At 67.4% G+C, this 16548-nt stretch carries 15 protein-coding genes and 3 tRNA genes; all 18 read left to right on the top strand.

Features of this window, described 5'->3' with window-relative positions:
- The 18 genes from rsfS (at nucleotide 1) to G606_RS0100420 (ending at nucleotide 16537) form a co-directional block, all read left to right on the top strand.
- Entirely contained in the window at nucleotides 1–390 is a 390-nt protein-coding gene (gene rsfS / locus G606_RS0100510; protein WP_026644356.1) for a ribosome silencing factor, read from the top strand.
- A 13-nt stretch (nucleotides 391–403) separates the two neighbouring features.
- A complete protein-coding gene (locus G606_RS0100505; protein ID WP_034523268.1) occupies nucleotides 404–1120 on the top strand; it encodes a histidine phosphatase family protein in 717 nt (238 codons plus the stop codon).
- Nucleotides 1121–1208: 88 nt separating this feature from the next.
- Nucleotides 1209–2030, top strand: coding sequence for a hypothetical protein (locus G606_RS11345; RefSeq protein ID WP_051198254.1), 822 nt, complete (start codon nucleotides 1209–1211; stop codon nucleotides 2028–2030).
- Between the two features lie 106 nt (nucleotides 2031–2136).
- A tRNA-Ala gene (locus G606_RS0100495) sits at nucleotides 2137–2209 on the top strand.
- A gap of 32 nt (nucleotides 2210–2241) precedes the next feature.
- A tRNA-Ala gene (locus tag G606_RS0100490) sits at nucleotides 2242–2314 on the top strand.
- Nucleotides 2315–2502: 188 nt separating this feature from the next.
- A complete protein-coding gene (locus tag G606_RS0100485; RefSeq protein ID WP_026644354.1) occupies nucleotides 2503–2907 on the top strand; it encodes a pyridoxamine 5'-phosphate oxidase family protein in 405 nt (134 codons plus the stop codon).
- A 50-nt stretch (nucleotides 2908–2957) separates the two neighbouring features.
- Nucleotides 2958–3785 carry a histidine phosphatase family protein gene (locus G606_RS0100480; RefSeq protein ID WP_026644353.1) on the top strand — a complete coding sequence of 276 codons (828 nt, stop codon included), beginning with the start codon at nucleotides 2958–2960 and terminating at the stop codon, nucleotides 3783–3785.
- Between the two features lie 253 nt (nucleotides 3786–4038).
- Nucleotides 4039–4989 carry a magnesium transporter CorA family protein gene (locus tag G606_RS0100475; protein WP_026644352.1) on the top strand — a complete coding sequence of 317 codons (951 nt, stop codon included), beginning with the start codon at nucleotides 4039–4041 and terminating at the stop codon, nucleotides 4987–4989.
- 6 nt (nucleotides 4990–4995) lie between these two features.
- Entirely contained in the window at nucleotides 4996–5889 is an 894-nt protein-coding gene (locus tag G606_RS0100470) for a transporter substrate-binding domain-containing protein (protein ID WP_026644351.1), read from the top strand.
- Nucleotides 5890–5955: 66 nt separating this feature from the next.
- Nucleotides 5956–8928, top strand: a complete 2973-nt coding sequence (gene leuS / locus G606_RS0100465) for a leucine--tRNA ligase (protein ID WP_026644350.1) — start codon at nucleotides 5956–5958, stop codon at nucleotides 8926–8928.
- Between the two features lie 220 nt (nucleotides 8929–9148).
- The gene (locus G606_RS10590; RefSeq protein WP_231371361.1) at nucleotides 9149–10099 is read left to right on the top strand and encodes a ComEA family DNA-binding protein; all 951 of its coding nucleotides are present in this window, start codon (nucleotides 9149–9151) and stop codon (nucleotides 10097–10099) included.
- 101 nt (nucleotides 10100–10200) lie between these two features.
- The gene (locus tag G606_RS09260; protein WP_034523265.1) at nucleotides 10201–12141 is read left to right on the top strand and encodes a ComEC/Rec2 family competence protein; all 1941 of its coding nucleotides are present in this window, start codon (nucleotides 10201–10203) and stop codon (nucleotides 12139–12141) included.
- Nucleotides 12142–12170: 29 nt separating this feature from the next.
- On the top strand, nucleotides 12171–13151 hold the full coding sequence (holA, locus tag G606_RS0100445) for a DNA polymerase III subunit delta (protein WP_026644348.1): 981 nt from the start codon (nucleotides 12171–12173) through the stop codon (nucleotides 13149–13151).
- A 43-nt stretch (nucleotides 13152–13194) separates the two neighbouring features.
- Complete coding sequence (tsaE, locus tag G606_RS09255; RefSeq protein WP_051198388.1) at nucleotides 13195–13803, top strand: tRNA (adenosine(37)-N6)-threonylcarbamoyltransferase complex ATPase subunit type 1 TsaE; 609 nt, start codon at nucleotides 13195–13197, stop codon at nucleotides 13801–13803.
- A gap of 29 nt (nucleotides 13804–13832) precedes the next feature.
- On the top strand, nucleotides 13833–14684 hold the full coding sequence (gene tsaB / locus G606_RS0100435) for a tRNA (adenosine(37)-N6)-threonylcarbamoyltransferase complex dimerization subunit type 1 TsaB (protein ID WP_026644347.1): 852 nt from the start codon (nucleotides 13833–13835) through the stop codon (nucleotides 14682–14684).
- Entirely contained in the window at nucleotides 14681–15214 is a 534-nt protein-coding gene (gene rimI, locus G606_RS0100430) for a ribosomal protein S18-alanine N-acetyltransferase (RefSeq protein WP_026644346.1), read from the top strand. The genes tsaB and rimI overlap by 4 nt, the downstream gene beginning before the upstream one ends.
- Nucleotides 15215–15292: 78 nt before the next feature.
- The gene (tsaD, locus tag G606_RS0100425) at nucleotides 15293–16378 is read left to right on the top strand and encodes a tRNA (adenosine(37)-N6)-threonylcarbamoyltransferase complex transferase subunit TsaD (RefSeq protein ID WP_051198386.1); all 1086 of its coding nucleotides are present in this window, start codon (nucleotides 15293–15295) and stop codon (nucleotides 16376–16378) included.
- 83 nt (nucleotides 16379–16461) lie between these two features.
- Nucleotides 16462–16537: transfer RNA gene (locus G606_RS0100420), tRNA-Asn, on the top strand.
- The last annotated feature ends 11 nt before the right edge of the window (nucleotides 16538–16548 follow it).

The raw sequence follows: 16548 nt of genomic DNA, 5'->3' as shown, positions 1-16548 counted from the left end.
ATGACGGCACTTGAATCATCCATCGAATCGGTGAGGATCGCGGCGGCCGCGACCGACCGCATGAAGGCGTCGGACATCGTCGCCTACGACGTGAGCGACCTGATCGGCATCACCGACTGCATGCTGCTGGCGTCCGCGACGAACGAGCGTCAGGTGCTTGCGATCGCCGAGGAGATCGAGAAGGACCTGTACACGAAGGGCGGCAAGCTGCAGCCCAAGGGCCGCGAAGGCATCCAGGAAGCGCAGTGGATCCTGCTCGACTACGGCGACTTCATCGTCCATGTCATGCATGAGGAGGCACGCGACTTCTACCATCTCGAGCGGCTGTGGCGCGACTGCCCGCGCATCGACCTCGAACTGCCCGAAGCGCCGGCCGACGACGCCGCCTGACGGAGACGCGACAATGACGGCGATCGAGACGGTGCGTTCGATCACGCTCGTGCGGCATGGGCGCACCTCGTACAATCTTGCCGGCCGCGTCCAGGGAAGCATCGACATCCCGCTCGACGATGTCGGGCTGTGGCAGGCGCGCCAGACCGGCGACGCGCTGCGCAGGCTCTACGTCGAACGTGATCCGGGCGCGCGCCAGCTCGTCGTCGCCTCCGATTTGCGGCGCGCGAGCCGCACCGCGCATCTGTTCGCCGACCCGCTCGGCCTCGAGGTCCACACCGATCCGCGGCTGCGCGAACGCAGCTTCGGCGACTGGGAGGGCATGTCCGGCGAGGAGCTCGACGCGCAGTGGCCGAAGGACTTCGCGCTGTGGTGCCGCGGTCTGGGCGGCGAGATGCGCCACCATGCCGAATCCCACGAGCATGCCGGCACCCGCGGCGTCGAGGCGCTGCGTGACTGGTCTCACCGGGCGGGAGCGGGTACCGACCTGTTCGTCTTCTCCCACGGCGCGCTCATCGAGAACACGCTGCAGGTGCTCTTCGGCATCGGATCGGCGCTGCCGGATTTCGTCTCCGTCACGTCGATGCGCAACGCGCATTGGGCGCGTCTGGTCAACGCCGGACTTGACGACCCGGACCGCTGGATCCTCGTCGACTACAACCACGGGCCCGCGCTCGCCGACACTGAGCTGTGGGAGAACCCGACACGGCATGCGGCTGACGGACAGTGAACTGGTCTATGCTTATGGCAGTTTTGCCCACCGCCGCGTCCGACGCCCGTCCTGGGCGCCGGACGCGCCATGACCGGATGAATCGATCGTGAAGAATTTTCTCAAAGGACTATCGTTCTCCCAGCTGCTCGCGGGCGCGCTCGCGGCGGTCACGTCGTTCCTGCTGTCGTCGAAGATCGGCATCGCGGGTTCGGTGATCGGCGTCGCCGTCGCCTCGATCGTGTCGACATCGGCTTCGCAGATCTATCAGAACGTCATCGACGCGTCGAGCAAGAAACTGCAGGACGCCGCCGCGCAGCAGCTCGGCGAGAAGGGAGAGGGCGACGCCGATGACGCCGCCGACGACACGCGCAAGCACGGCTCGTCGCGCAAGGGCGGCAGCCGCAAGGGTCGCGTTGTCACGTCGGATGCGTCCGCCGCGGCGTCGCACGGCAGGCCGCAGCTCACCCGTCACGACAAGCGCGTGGCGATCGTCGTCGCCGTCGTCTCCGGCCTGATCGCCGTCGCGGTGACCGCCGGCGTCATCCTCGCACTCACCGGCGGCAGGGGCACCGATTCGGTCGTCCATGACATCGTCAGCCCGAGCATGACGAGCGAGGAGGGCGGCGATCTCTCGCCGTCGCCGTCGGCGACCGTCATCACGCCGTCGACGGATGCGACGTCGTCGCCGGGTTCCTCCCCCACGCAGTCGACGGACGGGCACAGCCGGCAGGACGACGAGTCCGGCACGAAGGACGACTCGGGCTCGGGTTCGCAGATCGTCGAGCCGAGCGCGTCGCCGTCGGCGAGCCAGGAGACGGACGCCGCCGACGGATCGCAGTCCGGCGCATCGACCGACTCGGGGCAGGACGGCACGGGCCAGCAGGACGACGGACGGCAGAAGGACGACGTCGGACAGCAGGCCCAGTGACCCATGACGACAGCGGAGCCCGGCATGCCGCACAACGCGACACGCCGGGCTTTTGCATATCGTGAATCCATGATGTAGGCTATCTCGAGTTGGCTGGAAAGCCGACGGGGCTATGGCGCAGCTGGTAGCGCATCTCCATGGCATGGAGAGGGTCAGGGGTTCGAATCCCCTTAGCTCCACGAAGGTATCTGGCAACAGATTCCCCCAATTCGGGGCTATGGCGCAGCTGGTAGCGCATCTCCATGGCATGGAGAGGGTCAGGGGTTCGAATCCCCTTAGCTCCACGACAGATTTTCACCCGGCTTCGGCCGGGTTTTTCGTTATCGGCGCAAGTTTTTGAGGCGTGGGACGCCGACGTGAGCGAGGTCACATGTGGGAAAGACGACATGCCTCCGGCTCACTTCACAGCGCAACGGGGCGTGTGGCGGGCCGCGGCCGCGTAGTGTGGGGAGCGTACAGAAAGGAGCCCCCTATGGCACAGCTTACCGAAGCAATGAAGGACTTCATCAAGGACAACCTCGCGTGGGTCGCCACCGTCAGCCCCGACGGCATCCCGGACCTCGGCCCGAAGATGAGCATGTTCGTGCTCGACGACGAGCACCTCGCCTACCACGAGCGCACCGCCGGCCAGACCTACCGCAACCTCGAGAACGGTAGCCCGCTCGTCATCGCGTTCGTCAACTTCGAGCAGAAGAAGGGATACCGCTTCCGCGGCGAGGTCGTTTTGCACACCGACGACGCGATCTACGACGAGCAGGTCAAGCTCGCCGAGGAACGCGGCACGAAGGTCCCGGCATGCGTGCCGGTCATGACGATCAACATGATCGAGGACCTGTCCGCCGGCGCGCACGCCGGCAAGACGATCGAGAAGGACTGAGCCGCCCGCCGCACCGCCGCCATCCCCGAAGTAAGGAGTCAGAAGGAAAGATGATTACCGACATCGTCATGCTGCGCCACGGGCGCACCTCGATGAATCTCGAACGGCGCCTGCAGGGACAGATCGACGTCCCCCTCGACATCATCGGACAATGGCAGGTGGACCACAGCGGCCTCGCGCTCGCGCAGCGCTACTACTGGGCGAAGGTGAGCAACATCGCCGCCCATCCCGACCTGCTGCCGACGCCGCCCGTGAGCGCCGTGCGTGCCGCCGATATCGAGGAGTACCGCAAGGCGCCCGCCGCGGCACGCACGATGCGCGTCGTCAGCTCCGACCTGTTCCGCGCCCAGCAGACGGCGCACGCCTTCGCCGACATCCTCGGCCTCGACGTGCGGCTCGATCCGCGGCTGCGCGAACGCGCCTTCGGCGAATGGGAGGGCATGACGCGCGCCGAGATCCTCGAGCGCTGGCCCGAGGACTTCCGTTCATGGAAGCGCCACGAGGGCGGCGAACTCACCCACGGCGTCGAAAGCCGACGCGAGGTCGGCGAGCGCGGCGCCGAGGCGATCCGCTCCTATGTGCGCGAGGCGCGGGATGAGCCGGGCGAGGAAACGCTGATGGTCGTCTCCCACGGCTCGTGGATCGTCGCGACGATCGCGACGCTGCTGGGCATGGACGTCGACGAGGCCAACGGCCTCGACGGCATGCGCAACGCCTTCTGGTCGCGCATGGCCCTCGAACGCGGCGCTGACGGCGACCGCTGGCTGCTGGCCGAGTTCAACAGGGGGCCGCAGATCGCCGAATTCGTCGACTGGGAGAACGGCCCCCAGGAGCTGCGCAGCCCCGACATGCCGATGTGGAAGCCAATCGCCGGCTGAACGCATCCCCTCACCGATCAACAAACCAATCCACGCCACGCCGCCCGGGGCCGCCCCGGACGGCGTGTCTCATAGGTGCGGCTAAGCTGTTCATGCTTGCATGTCGATGGTCGTACTGTCGATGGCTGCACCGTCGGCGTGTGCACTGCCGACGTTCACACACTGTCGGCGTCCACTGCACCGTCGACGTCTACGCAACACTGGCCGCGTCCCCGCGCGGCCCGGCGAATGGAAATGAGAGGCGGGTGATCTCATGCTGCGCATGTTCAGCACCGTTCACGGACAGGTCGAACAGATAGACAAGCCGGAGAACGGCTCATGGCTCGCGCTGTGCGACCCCACCGACGTCGAACTCACCACCGTCGCCCAGGAGACCGGCATCGACCTCGCCGACCTGCGCGCGCCGCTCGACGACGAGGAACGCTCGCGCGTCGACGTCGAGGACGACTACACGATGATCATCGTCGACATCCCGACGGTCGGGGAGCGCTCCGGACGCAACTGGTACGAGACGATCCCGTTGTCGATCATCGTCACGCGCACGCTCATCGTCACCGTGTGCATGCAGGACACGCCGGTGCTCCACCCGTTCATGGAGGGCACGATCCGCGGATTCAACACCTTCATGCGCTCGCGCTTCATCCTGCAGATCCTCTACCGCAACGCGACGATGTACCTGCGCTATCTGCGCATCATCGACGGCGAGACCGACAAGCTCGAGCTGCGTCTGCGCCATTCGATGCAGAACCGCGAGATCCTGATGCTGCTCGAGCTGAGCAAGACGCTCGTCTATTTCAACACGTCGCTCAAATCAAACGAGATCGTCATGGAGAAGCTCACGACGCTTTCGCGCATCAAGCAGTACCCGGAGGACGAGGACCTGCTCGACGACGTCATCACCGAGAACAAGCAGGCGATCGAGATGGCGAACATCTACAGCGGCGTCCTCGCGAACATGACCGACGCGTTCTCGTCGGTCGTCTCCAACAACCTGAGCAACGTGATGCGCATCTTCACGATCATCTCGATCACGCTGTCGATCCCGACGCTCATCTTCTCGATGTACGGCATGAACTTCCAGAACGGCATGCTCGGCATGCCCTTCACCGGCTCGCGCTGGGGATTCCTGATCATCATCGTCCTCGCGATGCTGCTCGCCCTGCTCGTGATGTGGTTCCTCACCCGTTCCCGTCTGTTCAAGTGAGGTCGCATGCGTAGCCGTGGAGGAACGAGGATCATCGCGATGTTGTGCGCCGCGGCGGCCGTATCGCCGCTTGCCGCATGCGGCACGTCGGTGCAGGTGTCCGTGCCCGGGCAGGCCGATGGGCCGATGATCAACATCGGCGTCGCCGTCGACGAGCCCGGCGTCAGCTGGTACCACGAGGAGGGCTACAGCGGCCTGAGCGTCGACGTGGCCAAATACGTCGCCGAGAAGATCGGCTACAGCAACCGCCAGATCGTCTTCCATCCGATGACGATGGCGCGGCGCGACGCGATGCTCGCTGACGGCACGATCGACTTCGCGATGACGTCGTATGCCTACGAGGGCGGCAAGGACGCGCGCGCGTTCACGAAGGAGCTCGCCTCGCGCGGCGGCGACGTGCGCTATTCGGGACCGTACCTGATCGCCGACGACGGGCTGCTCGTGCGCGCCGACGAGAGGAAGACGATCCGCGGCGCCGACGACATGCGCGGCCGCACTGTGTGCGTCGTCGAGGATGACGACGTGCGCGGACAGCTGGAACGCCGCGTCGACGGCGTGCGCTGGCGCGAGGAATCCGATTTCAACAAGTGCGTCTCCGCGCTGCTCGCCGGCGAAAGCGACGCCGTGGCCGGCTCCAGGCCGGTGCTTGCCGGGCTGCGCTCCGAGGCGGGCGCCGCCTACGCGGACCTCGTCGACGCGCCCTTTGGCCGCCGCGGCTACGCCGTCGCGACCGGCGGTGACCGCGACGAGTTCGTCGCACAGATTAACATGGTGCTGCAGGACATGATCGACGACGGCACATGGGACAGGATCACCGACGACGCGGAGCGCGCGCTCGGCATCGGCACCGACTTCGCGCTCAATCCGCCCACGATCGTCGCCTCGCGCGACGAGAGCTGAACCGCGCGTTCGTACTGCGGACGGCCGGCGGGGCACTGTCCAGCTGAAAAACGATAATCGTGCCCTATGAGTGAGATCGAACCGAGCGCGCAGGCGCAGGCGCATGATGCGGATCAGTCCGCATTCCGGTACAACGCCGCGATGGCGCAGACCATCGAAGGCAAATGGCAGAAGATCTGGGACGAGCATGGCACGTTCTGGGCGGCGAACGTCGAAGGCGAGCTGACCGACGGCGAAGGACGCCACGCGGACGGCCGCCGGCCGTTCTTCGCGATGGACATGTTCCCCTACCCGTCCGGCAAGGGCCTGCATGTGGGCCATCCGCTCGGCTACCTCGCCTCCGACGTGGTGAGCCGCTACCACCGTATGAAGGGCGAGAACGTGCTGCATGCGATGGGCTACGACGCTTTCGGCCTGCCGGCCGAGCAGTTCGCCGTGAAGACCGGTCAGCATCCGCGCGTGACGACCGAGCAGAACATCGCGAACATGCGCCGTCAGCTGCACCGCATGGGCCTGAGCTTCGATGACCGCCGCTCCTTCGCGACGATCGAACCCGGCTATGTGCGCTGGACGCAGTGGATCTTCTCGCGCATCTTCGACGCATGGTACGACCCGGACAAGCGCAACCCGAGCGGTTCGATGGGCTGCGCGCGCCCGATCGGCGAACTCGTCGAGCAGTTCCGCTCCGGCGAGCGCGCGATCGACGGCCATGAGGGCCGTGCATGGGACGAGCTGAGCGAGGCCGAGCAGGCCGACGTGCTCAACGGCTACCGTCTCGCCTACATCTCGAAGTCGCCGGTCAACTGGTGTCCGGGTCTGGGCACCGTGCTGGCGAACGAGGAGGTGACCGCCGAGGGACGCTCCGAGCGCGGCAACTACCCGGTGTTCCAGCGCGAGCTGCGCCAATGGTCGATGCGCATCACCGCCTACGGTCACCGCCTCATCGAGGATCTCGACACGATCGACTGGCCCGAGAAGGTCAAGCTCATGCAGCGCAACTGGATCGGCGAGTCGCACGGCGCGTCCGTGCACTTCAAGGTGCGCACCGGCGAGACGCTCGAGGACATGGAGATTTACACGACGCGTCCGGACACATTGTTCGGCGCGACCTTCTGCGTCGTCTCGCCCGAGCATCCGCTGCTGGGGCACGTGCCCGAGCAGTGGCCCGACGGCGTGCCCGAGCAGTGGACCGGCGGCTATGCGACGCCGCTCGAGGCGATGGCCGCCTACCGCATGGTGGCCGAGGCGAAGACCGCGGCCGACCGCGTCAACGACGCGGGGGAGAAAACCGGCCTGTTCACCGGCCTGTACGCGATCAACCCGATCACCGGCGCCGAACTGCCGGTGTTCACGGCCGACTATGTGCTGATGGACTACGGCACCGGCGCGATCATGGCCGTGCCGGGCGGCGACCAGCGCGACTACGACTTCGCGACCAAGTACGGTCTGCCGGTCATCTACACCGTCGAACCGCTACCCAACAGCGGCGACTCGCTCGCAAACTACGAAGGCAAGGCACCGTTCGTCTCCCATGATGGCGTCGTCGTCAACTCGTCGGTCGACGCCACGTGGGCGCGCGGCGACGCGCTCGACATCAACGGCATGCGCGTCGACGACGCGATCGCCGCCGTCACGGCGTGGCTCGAGCAGGCGCAGGTCGGCAAGGGCGCCGTCAGCTACCGTCTGCGCGACTGGCTCTTCAGCCGTCAGCGCTACTGGGGCGAGCCGTTCCCGATCGTCTACGACGACGAGGGCGTGCCCCATCTCGTGCCCGATTCGATGCTGCCGATCGATCTGCCCGAGGTGCCCGACTACAGCCCGAAGACCTTCGACCCGGAGGACGCGCAGTCCAACCCGGAGGCGCCGTTGAGCCGCAACGCGGAGTGGGTGGACGTCACGCTCGATCTGGGCGACGGCCCCAAGCGCTACCACCGCGAGACGAACACGATGCCGAACTGGGCCGGCTCGTGCTGGTACTACATGCGCTACCTCGACCCGCACGACACTGAGCACATGGTCGAACGCGACGAATACGACTACTGGATGGGCCCGGATCACAATCCGACGGCCGGCACGTCCGGCGGCGTCGACCTGTACATCGGCGGCGTCGAGCATGCCGTGCTCCATCTGCTCTATTCGCGCTTCTGGCACAAGATCCTCTTCGATCTGGGCTATGTGGACTCCAGCGAGCCGTTCCACAAGCTGTTCAACCAGGGCATGATCCAGGCCTGGGCCTACACCGACGACCGCGGCGAATACGTCCCGGCCGACGAGGTCGAGGAGGGCCCAGCGGACGCGTCCGGCGAGCCGACCTTCACGTGGCACGGCCAGCACGTCAACCGCGAGTTCGGCAAGATGGGCAAGAGCCTCAAGAACATCGTGACGCCGGACGACATGTACGACAACTACGGCGCGGACACCTTCCGCCTGTACGAGATGAGCATGGGCCCACTCGACGAGTCCCGTCCGTGGAACACGCGCAACGTCGTCGGCGGTATGCGCTTCCTGCAGCGCCTGTGGCGCAACGTCGTCGACGAGACGACCGGCGAGACGACCGTCGTCGACGAGACGCCGGATGACAAGACGCTCAAGCTGCTCAACAACACGATTGCCGACGTGACGGTCGAGATGGAGGCGATGCGTCCGAACACGGCCATCGCGAAGCTCATCGTGCTCAACAACCACCTGACCGGCCTCGAGCGTGTGCCGCGCGCGGCGATCGAGCCGCTCATCCTCATGGTCTCGCCGATCGCCCCGCACATCGCCGAGGAGCTGTGGAGCAGGCTCGGCCACGACCATTCGCTCGCGCACCATCCATGGCCGCAGGCGGACGAACGCTACGTGGGACAGGACATGGTCACGGCCGTCGTGCAGATCAAGGGCAAGGTACGCGCCAAGCTCGAGGTGAGCCCGGACATCGACCCCGACGAACTCGAGAAGATGGCGCTCGAGGCGGTCGCCGACCGTCTCGGCGGTGTGCCTCCGCGCAAGGTCATCGTCAAGGCGCCGAAGATCGTGTCGGTCGTTCCCGGCAACTGATCGCGACACGCCGCAAGGAGGGCGTCCCCACACGGGGCGCCCTCCTTTTTCGTTGCGATGACGCCGTTCTTGGCTCTCGGTGGAATGTGGACAAGGGGAGCGTCCGTACACATGCTTCCGTCCATGTGGACACGTCCGTGCCCGTGACGCGATAGTGGGGTCCATGATCCACGACGATGATGAAGTCCGGCCGGCCATCCCGACGCGAGGAGGCGGCGCGATGCGCACGGGGCGCACGATGCGCATGAGGCCCGCGGCAGGACTTGATGTGCCGTTGCCGCCGCGCCCCGCCGTCCCATCCAGCCGTGCGGACACGGTCATCGACGCGGCGGACGACTACGTACCGGATGACTGCGTACCGGACGCTTACATACCGGACGACTACCTGCCGGACGACCCCGCCGCGGACGACTACGCCATGCACCGCTGTGCAAGAAATGGCGGTGCGATCGACAACGGTATGCAGGACAGTGGTGTACAGAATGGCGATGAGAGGGACGTTGGTGCAAGAGGAGACGGCGCGCGAGATGCTGGCATCGGGAATGACGGCGCGCGGGAGCTGCTGTCCGGACTCGCCGGCGTGCGCGCCGACGATGAGGAGCGTGCGTCGCCGGCGCGCACACGCCCGCGGTTGAGCATCGAGCCGGTGCATGCGCTCGTCGTCATGGCGATCCTCGTCGTGATGCTCGCGGCGAGCCTCACATTGCTCGTACGTCAGTCGATTAATCTAGCATCCACATCGGGCGAACCTACGCCCGTCGTGACGTCACCACGCGCCGCGACGCGATCCGACGCCCCGTCCTGCACGAGCACGCCGAGCACGCAGACGTCCGAACAGGCGCAGTCGTCTGAATCAACACAACCGTCTGAATCATCACAGTCATCTCAACAGACGCAGTCGCCGCAGCAGACGCCGTCACCTGAGCAAACGCAGTCGCCGACGCAGCAGCAGCAGGCGACGCCCGAGCCGACGCCGCAGCTCGTCGATCTCAATACGGCGACGCAGGAGCAGCTCGAAACGGTCAAGGGCATCGGTCCGGTGACGGCGGCGAACATCATCGCCTATCGCATGCGCGTGGGACGGCTCGGTGCGGTCGACGAACTGCTCAACATCGACGGCATCGGCCCGAAGACACTCGAGAAGATCCGCGGGCAGGTGACGGTGCGATGACGAGCACGGTACGGCGGACGCATGTAGCACAGCATACGCGTACAGCGCAGCGGACGCGTACGTCGCGACGTCCCCGCGCGTCCGACGGCGTGCGCGGCCTCATGGCACGTTGGGCCGACGGCGAATCGGGGCGACGCGACCTGCGCATGCTGCCCGCCGCGCTGTGCCTGTGGGCGGCGGCGCTCGCGACGCGCGCCGTGCTGCCGCAGGAGGGTACGGCCTCGCTGCAGGAGGGCGCGGGCGGCATGCGCGGTCTCGCCGTCGTGCTGTGTCTGGGCGCGAGCGCCGTCATGTTCGCGTCGGTGCACGGCGTGCACGCGTGGCTGCGCCATGCGCGCGCCGGGCATGCGCCGCCCGCGCTGCGCTGCGCCTCATGGTTGCTGGTGTGCATGGCGGCGGCGCTGACGGGCGCGTTCGCCACGGCCGTCGCGACGACGCACGACATGGCCGATCCGGCGATCCGCATGTCGCGTACGGGTTCCGCGCGGGCGACCGTCGATATCCGCACGCGCGCCCCTGCGCTGCGTTCGGCGTCGCGCGCGGCCGCCTGCACGGTGCATGCCTCCACGCGCGCTGTGCAGATAGGCGCTGTGCAGACGGGTGGCGTGCGCATGCCGTCGGACGTCGACGTGCGGGTGCTGCTGCCTGACGCGTTGTGCATGCGCGTCGTGCAGGGCGGCGAATACCGACTGTCCGGCACGCTCGCGCGCGCGCCGTGGGATGAGCGGACGCTGCAGCTGACGGTGGCCGCCGCGGACGCCGATACGGCCGTCGTGCTGCGTGCGCCGGCGCCGTGGCGACGCGCCGTGCATACGATGCAGCGGCGCTTCTTCGCCGTCGCCGACGGGCTTTCGGATCAGGGACGCGTCCTCGTGCCGGGATTGACGCTCGGCGTGCTCGGTCAGGACGCGCTGTGTGAGGGTGAGCCCGTCGACGAGGTCTACGCGAGCCGACTTGAGGAGGGATGCCGGCGTGCGGGCATCATCCATCTCATGGCCGTCTCCGGCGGTCACTATGCGTTGCTCGCCTCGGCGGCGACGGTGCTGTGCTCGTGGACGCTCGCGCCGCGCTGGGCGGTCGCCGCTGCCCGTGCCGCCGCCGTCGTGGCGCTCACCGCCGTCCTCGTGCCGAGCGAATCGATCACGCGGGCGGTCGTCATGCATCTGTTCGCGCTCGGCTATGTGCTGCTCGGGAGGCGTGAGCAGACGACGCCGCTGCTGCTATGGACGGCGATCGTCGCGATTGTCATCAAACCCGCTCGCGCCGCCGATTTCGGCTTCGCGTTGTCCTGCGCGGCGGTGCTCGGCATCGCCCTCGTCTCGGGGCCGCTCGCCGCCGTGCTGCGTCGATGGCTTCCGCGGCGCATGGCGGACGCGCTCGCCACGACGATCGGCGCGCAGCTGCTCACGTCGCCGCTGCAGCTGCTCATGCAGCCGCAGATCGCGCTGTGGGCGGTGCCGGCGAACCTGCTCGTCGCGCCGTGGATGGACATGGCGACGGTGTGCGGACTGGGTGCGTACACCGTCTCCTGGTGCATGCCGACGCTCGGATTCGCGCTCGCCTGGTGCGCGTCGCTCGGCACGAAAAGCGTCGAGATCGCCGCCGACGTCTTCGGTGCGGACGACGGGTCCGCGCAGCTCGCGTGGCCGTCGGATACGGCGGGTGCGCTGCGGCTTGCCGGCGCCGAGACGCTCGTGGTGCTCATCGTCGTCCTGCTGCGTGCGATGGCGCGTCTGCGTGACGACATGTCCAAACAGTGCACGGCCGTGTCCGGACGGCGCATCGGCGCGTCGCCCGCGCCCTTCGTCCGGATGCGTCTGTGGTGGGAGCGCACATGGGCGATGCTCACGTGTCTGCGCTGGCGGCCGCGTGGTCCCGCGCATGCCGGCGTCGCACGGCACGGCGTACGTCACGCAGATCGGCGACGAGATGGCCGGCGCGAGGCCGGACGACGACGAAACGGGCATCGCAGAGCCGGCCGTCGGCGACGCGCACGGCGGCGGCGCTGGGGCATATACGCGCGGAGCGGGGAGGCGCCGTGATTGTCCAACGATGCGCACACATTGGGACTATGGGAGTGAACAACGACGCGAACTGCGTCATCGTCTTCGGCGGCATCGAGTTCCTCAACGAACGCGAGGCGCGCGCCGACGTGCGCCGATGGCTCGACAACCACCGCGATGCCGACTTCGTCGAACTCGACGCGCGCGCCATCGAAGGCTACGACTTCGACGAGGCGGTCAGCCCGTCGCTGCTGAGCGATCGCGCCGGCGTGCTGCTCACCCATCTCGAGGACGCCGACGAATCGCTCGGCAAGGCCCTCGTCGCCTACGTGCGCGAATCCTCCGGCGACCCGAACGCCTCGGGCGTTGTCATGCGCCACGCCGGCGGCCCCAGAGGCAAACGTCTCGTCGACGAGCTGCGGCGCGCCGGCGCGGCCGTGCAGCAGGTCGACGATCTCAAGGCGCTCAAGGAGAAGGGCGGCGTACGCAACTTCGCGATCGGCGAATTCGAACGTCGCGGCCGGCGCGTCGAACCGCAGGCCGCTGAACAGCTCGCCGCCGTCTTCGGCGAACACGGCTTCGGCGAGCTGTGCGCGATGATCGGCCAGCTGTGCACCGACTTCGACGAGGACCCGATCACGCTCGACCAGGTCAACCGCTACATGATCGCCAACCCGCAGGTCACCGGTTTCAACGTCGCCGACGCCGCACTCGCCTGCGACGGCGCGCAGGCCGTCGTCATGCTGCGCTCGGCGCTCGCCCAGGGCGTCGACCCGATCGCGCTCGTCGGCGCGCTCGCGATGAAGCTGCGCTCGTTGGCGAAGGCCTCCGCCGTGCGTGCCGGCTCGATCACCGCCGCCGAGGCGAAGATGCCGCCATGGCTCATCCGCAAGACGCAGCGGCAGCTCGCGGGCTGGTCGTCGCAGGCGCTCGGACGATGCGTGCGTCGGCTCGCTTGGGCGGACGAGCAGTGCAAGACGACGGGCGGCGACGTCGCCTGGGCGATCGAGCGCTGCGTAGAGCTCATCGCGAACAAAGGCGTTGAGTAACATGGTCGGGGACGACATCGCCAACATCGGAAGGTCGAAGGACATGGAATCGAAACGATTCGCGCTGCCGCACGCCGAAGACATGCGCGCGCTCGGCGCCGCCGTGGCCGAACGCATGCGCGGCGGCGAGGTCATTCTGCTGTCGGGCCCCCTGGGGGCTGGTAAGACGACCTTCGTCCAGGGATTCGGTGCCGGCCTCGGCATCGACGAACCGATCGTATCGCCGACATTCACGATTGCGCGCGAACTCGACGGTGTCTTCGCGGACGGACGGACCGCGCACCTCATCCATGTCGACGCCTACCGTCTGGGCGGCGTCGACTACGCGCCCGGACAGGACAGCGTCGACCGGCTCCTCGACGAGCTCGAATCGCTCGGACTGGACGAGGAGCTCGAAGACGTCGACGAACACGCCGTCGTCCTGATGGAATGGGGCGAACAGATGGCCGCGGCGCTTGCCGACGAACGGCTCGACGTCGTGCTCGAACGACCCGTCGGGCAGCTGACGGACGGTGCCGAACTGACGAGCGACGGCGTGCGCTACGCGACGCTCACCGGCGTCGGTGCGCGCTGGGCCGGCTTCCTTGACGCTTTCGAGCCGCGCCCATCCGCGGAGGGCGAGGCACTGCAACACGACAACGCACTGCAATAGGACAACGCACTGCAACGAAAAGACGGAACATGCACACTTTAGTCATCGACACATCGTTCGGATCGACCGTGGGAATCGTCGGACACGCCCCGGTCGTCGAACACGATTCGCGCACCCATGTGGAGCGGCTGCGCAATGACATCGCCGACGCCTGCAGTCAGGCGGGCGTCGCGCCGCACGAAGTGGAACGCATCGTCGTCGGCGTCGGGCCGGCGCCGTTCACCGGGCTGCGCGCCGGCATCGTCACGGCGAAGGCGATCGCCTACGCGACGGGCGCGACGTTGCTCGGACAGGACGATCTGACGCCGAACGCCGTGCTCATGCATGCCGTGCACCGCCACGACGCGCGCTTCGCCGACCGTTTCGACTACGCTGCCGTGAGCGTCGTCGACGACGATGCGCCGCTCGTCGCGCTCACGCTCAGCGTCAACGACGCGCGCCGCAAGCAGCTCTACTTCGGCCTGTACGCCGACCTCGACGCCGACGACGGCGATCCGACGACGCTCATCGACATGGACATCGACGCGCCCGACCATATCGCGCAACGCGTGCGCGCGGCCGTCGACGACTACCGCGTCGCCCACCCCGGCGTCGACGTCGTCATCGACGTCATCGGACACGGCGCGTGCAAGTACGCGTCCGCATGGGCAGCCCTCGAACATGTGGAGACGGTCAGCGACCTCGCCGTGCTCGACATGGGCGCCGAAGGGCTCAGGCTGTTCGCGCAGGTCGCCCAGTCGCACGCGCCGGCAGACGAGGGTGCGGGCGCCGTCGAACCGCTGTATCTGCGTCGCCCGGACGTCAGCGTGCCGAATCCGCTCAAGCATGTGCTCAGCCACGATCCCGCGCACAAGACGGACGAGGGGACGGCGCAGGCATGATCGTGACCGCCGATGCACTCGACCGCGCGACGCTCGTCAAGGCGATGGGCGCGCTCGAACGCGACCTCTTCGGCACCGGCGCATGGAGCGAACGCGCCATCGCGCAGGAGCTCGACGCCCCCGCGCGCTCGTACTACCTCGACATCGACGATGCGGATGACGCAGCCGATGCGGACGTGGATGATGCGGACAGCGCAGCCGACGCGGCGCCGCACATACGCGGCTACGCCGGCTACTGGTACGACGGCTACGACGCGCAGATCATGACGATCGGCGTCGCGCGCGACCATCAACGCGAGGGCATCGGACGCGCGCTGCTCAAACGGATGATCGCGGACGCGAAGGCGGCGGGCGCCGAACGCATGCTGCTTGAAGTGCGCGTCGACAACACCGCCGCGCTCGCGCTGTATCAGGACGTCGGATTCGAACGGATGGGGCTGCGCAAACGGTACTATCAGCCCGAAGGCGTGGATGCGTACACAATGAGCCTCGAGCTCAGGCCGCGTGTCGTGGGATTCGCCGCGCGCTGACGGCGGGCACGAGGCAACGCACGACAGAACAAGCACGACAGACAAGGTGGAAGCATGGAACAGGCACAGACGGCGGAGATGACGAAAACGACGGAGCGGACGGAAACGGCGCAGCCGACGGGCGGCCCGATCGTCCTCGGCATCGAATCGACGTGCGACGAGACGGCGGCGGCGATCGTGCAGGGTGGCACGCTGCGCTCGAACGTCGTCGCGTCGTCGATGGACGAACATGCACGCTACGGCGGCGTCATCCCCGAGATCGCGTCGCGCGCGCACGCGCAGGCCTTCGTGCCGGTCGTCTCGAAGGCGCTCGCGGACGCCGGGCTGGAGATCTCGGACGTCGACGCGATCGCCGTGTCGGCAGGTCCTGGGCTCGCCGGCTGCCTCGCCGTCGGCGTCTCCGGCGCGAAGGCGCTCGGATGGGCCGCCGGCAAGCCGGTCTACGGCGTCAACCACGTGATCGGCCACGTCGCCGTGACGCAGCTGCAGTTCGGCGCGCTGCCGACGAACACGATGGCGCTCATCGTCTCGGGCGGCCACACGTCGCTGCTGCACGTCGAGGACATCGCGCGCCATGTGGACGTCGTCGGCACGACGCTCGACGACGCCGCCGGCGAATGCTTCGACAAGGTGGCGCGTCTGCTCGGCTTCCCGTATCCGGGAGGACCGCACATCGACAGACACGCGCAGCGCGGCGACTCGCATGCGATCCATGTGCCGCAGGGACTCACACAGGGGCGCGCCGGCAAGCAGCACCCGTATGATTTCAGCTTCTCGGGCGTCAAGACGGCCGTCGCACGTTGGATCGAGGAACGCAAGGCGGCGGGCGAGCCGATTCCGGTGGACGACGTGTGCGCGTCGCTTGCGGCATCGGTCGCCGACGTGCTCGCGAAGAAGGCGATGCGCGGCTGCGCGCAGTACGATGCGGACACGCTCATCGTCGGCGGCGGGTTCTCGGCGAACTCGCAGCTGCGGCAGGCGCTGCTCACGGCCGGCGAGGAGCACGGCGTCGACGTGCGACTGCCACGCATCGCGCTGTGCACCGACAACGGGGCTATGGTGGCGATGCTCGGCTCGAACCTCGTGCAGGCGGGCATCACGCCGTCGTCGACGGATTTCCCGATCGATTCGGCGATGCCGCTCGAACAAATCGTGATGCCGTGATGACGACACGCCGATTTGCATATCGTGTGTGTGACGCGTATATTATCTTTCTGTTGCGTTGAAGAGATTCGACGAAGCAGTATTCCTGCGTAGCTCAGTTGGCAGAGCATCCGACTGTTAATCGGACGGTCACTGGTTCAAGCCCAGTCGCAGGAGCCAACAAGCCGCCT

The sequence above is a fragment of the Bifidobacterium sp. AGR2158 genome, from assembly GCF_000424225.1.
GTDB lineage: Bacteria > Actinomycetota > Actinomycetes > Actinomycetales > Bifidobacteriaceae > Bifidobacterium > Bifidobacterium anseris.
This window is presented reverse-complemented; position numbering and strand designations above follow the sequence as displayed.

What these genes read in the sequence shown, in the direction of transcription:
- G606_RS0100505 (WP_034523268.1), top strand. Translation starts at nt 404, where the DNA reads ATGACGGCGATCGAGACGGTGCGTTCGATCACGCTCGTGCGGCATGGG.
- G606_RS10590 (WP_231371361.1), top strand. Translation starts at nt 9,149, where the DNA reads ATGCGCACGGGGCGCACGATGCGCATGAGGCCCGCGGCAGGACTTGAT.
- G606_RS0100480 (WP_026644353.1), top strand. Translation starts at nt 2,958, where the DNA reads ATGATTACCGACATCGTCATGCTGCGCCACGGGCGCACCTCGATGAAT.
- G606_RS0100470 (WP_026644351.1), top strand. Translation starts at nt 4,996, where the DNA reads ATGCGTAGCCGTGGAGGAACGAGGATCATCGCGATGTTGTGCGCCGCG.
- leuS (WP_026644350.1), top strand. Translation starts at nt 5,956, where the DNA reads ATGAGTGAGATCGAACCGAGCGCGCAGGCGCAGGCGCATGATGCGGAT.
- G606_RS0100485 (WP_026644354.1), top strand. Translation starts at nt 2,503, where the DNA reads ATGGCACAGCTTACCGAAGCAATGAAGGACTTCATCAAGGACAACCTC.
- holA (WP_026644348.1), top strand. Translation starts at nt 12,171, where the DNA reads ATGGGAGTGAACAACGACGCGAACTGCGTCATCGTCTTCGGCGGCATC.
- G606_RS0100475 (WP_026644352.1), top strand. Translation starts at nt 4,039, where the DNA reads ATGCTGCGCATGTTCAGCACCGTTCACGGACAGGTCGAACAGATAGAC.
- tsaB (WP_026644347.1), top strand. Translation starts at nt 13,833, where the DNA reads ATGCACACTTTAGTCATCGACACATCGTTCGGATCGACCGTGGGAATC.
- tsaE (WP_051198388.1), top strand. Translation starts at nt 13,195, where the DNA reads ATGGAATCGAAACGATTCGCGCTGCCGCACGCCGAAGACATGCGCGCG.
- rimI (WP_026644346.1), top strand. Translation starts at nt 14,681, where the DNA reads ATGATCGTGACCGCCGATGCACTCGACCGCGCGACGCTCGTCAAGGCG.
- tsaD (WP_051198386.1), top strand. Translation starts at nt 15,293, where the DNA reads ATGACGAAAACGACGGAGCGGACGGAAACGGCGCAGCCGACGGGCGGC.
- G606_RS09260 (WP_034523265.1), top strand. Translation starts at nt 10,201, where the DNA reads ATGGCACGTTGGGCCGACGGCGAATCGGGGCGACGCGACCTGCGCATG.
- rsfS (WP_026644356.1), top strand. Translation starts at nt 1, where the DNA reads ATGACGGCACTTGAATCATCCATCGAATCGGTGAGGATCGCGGCGGCC.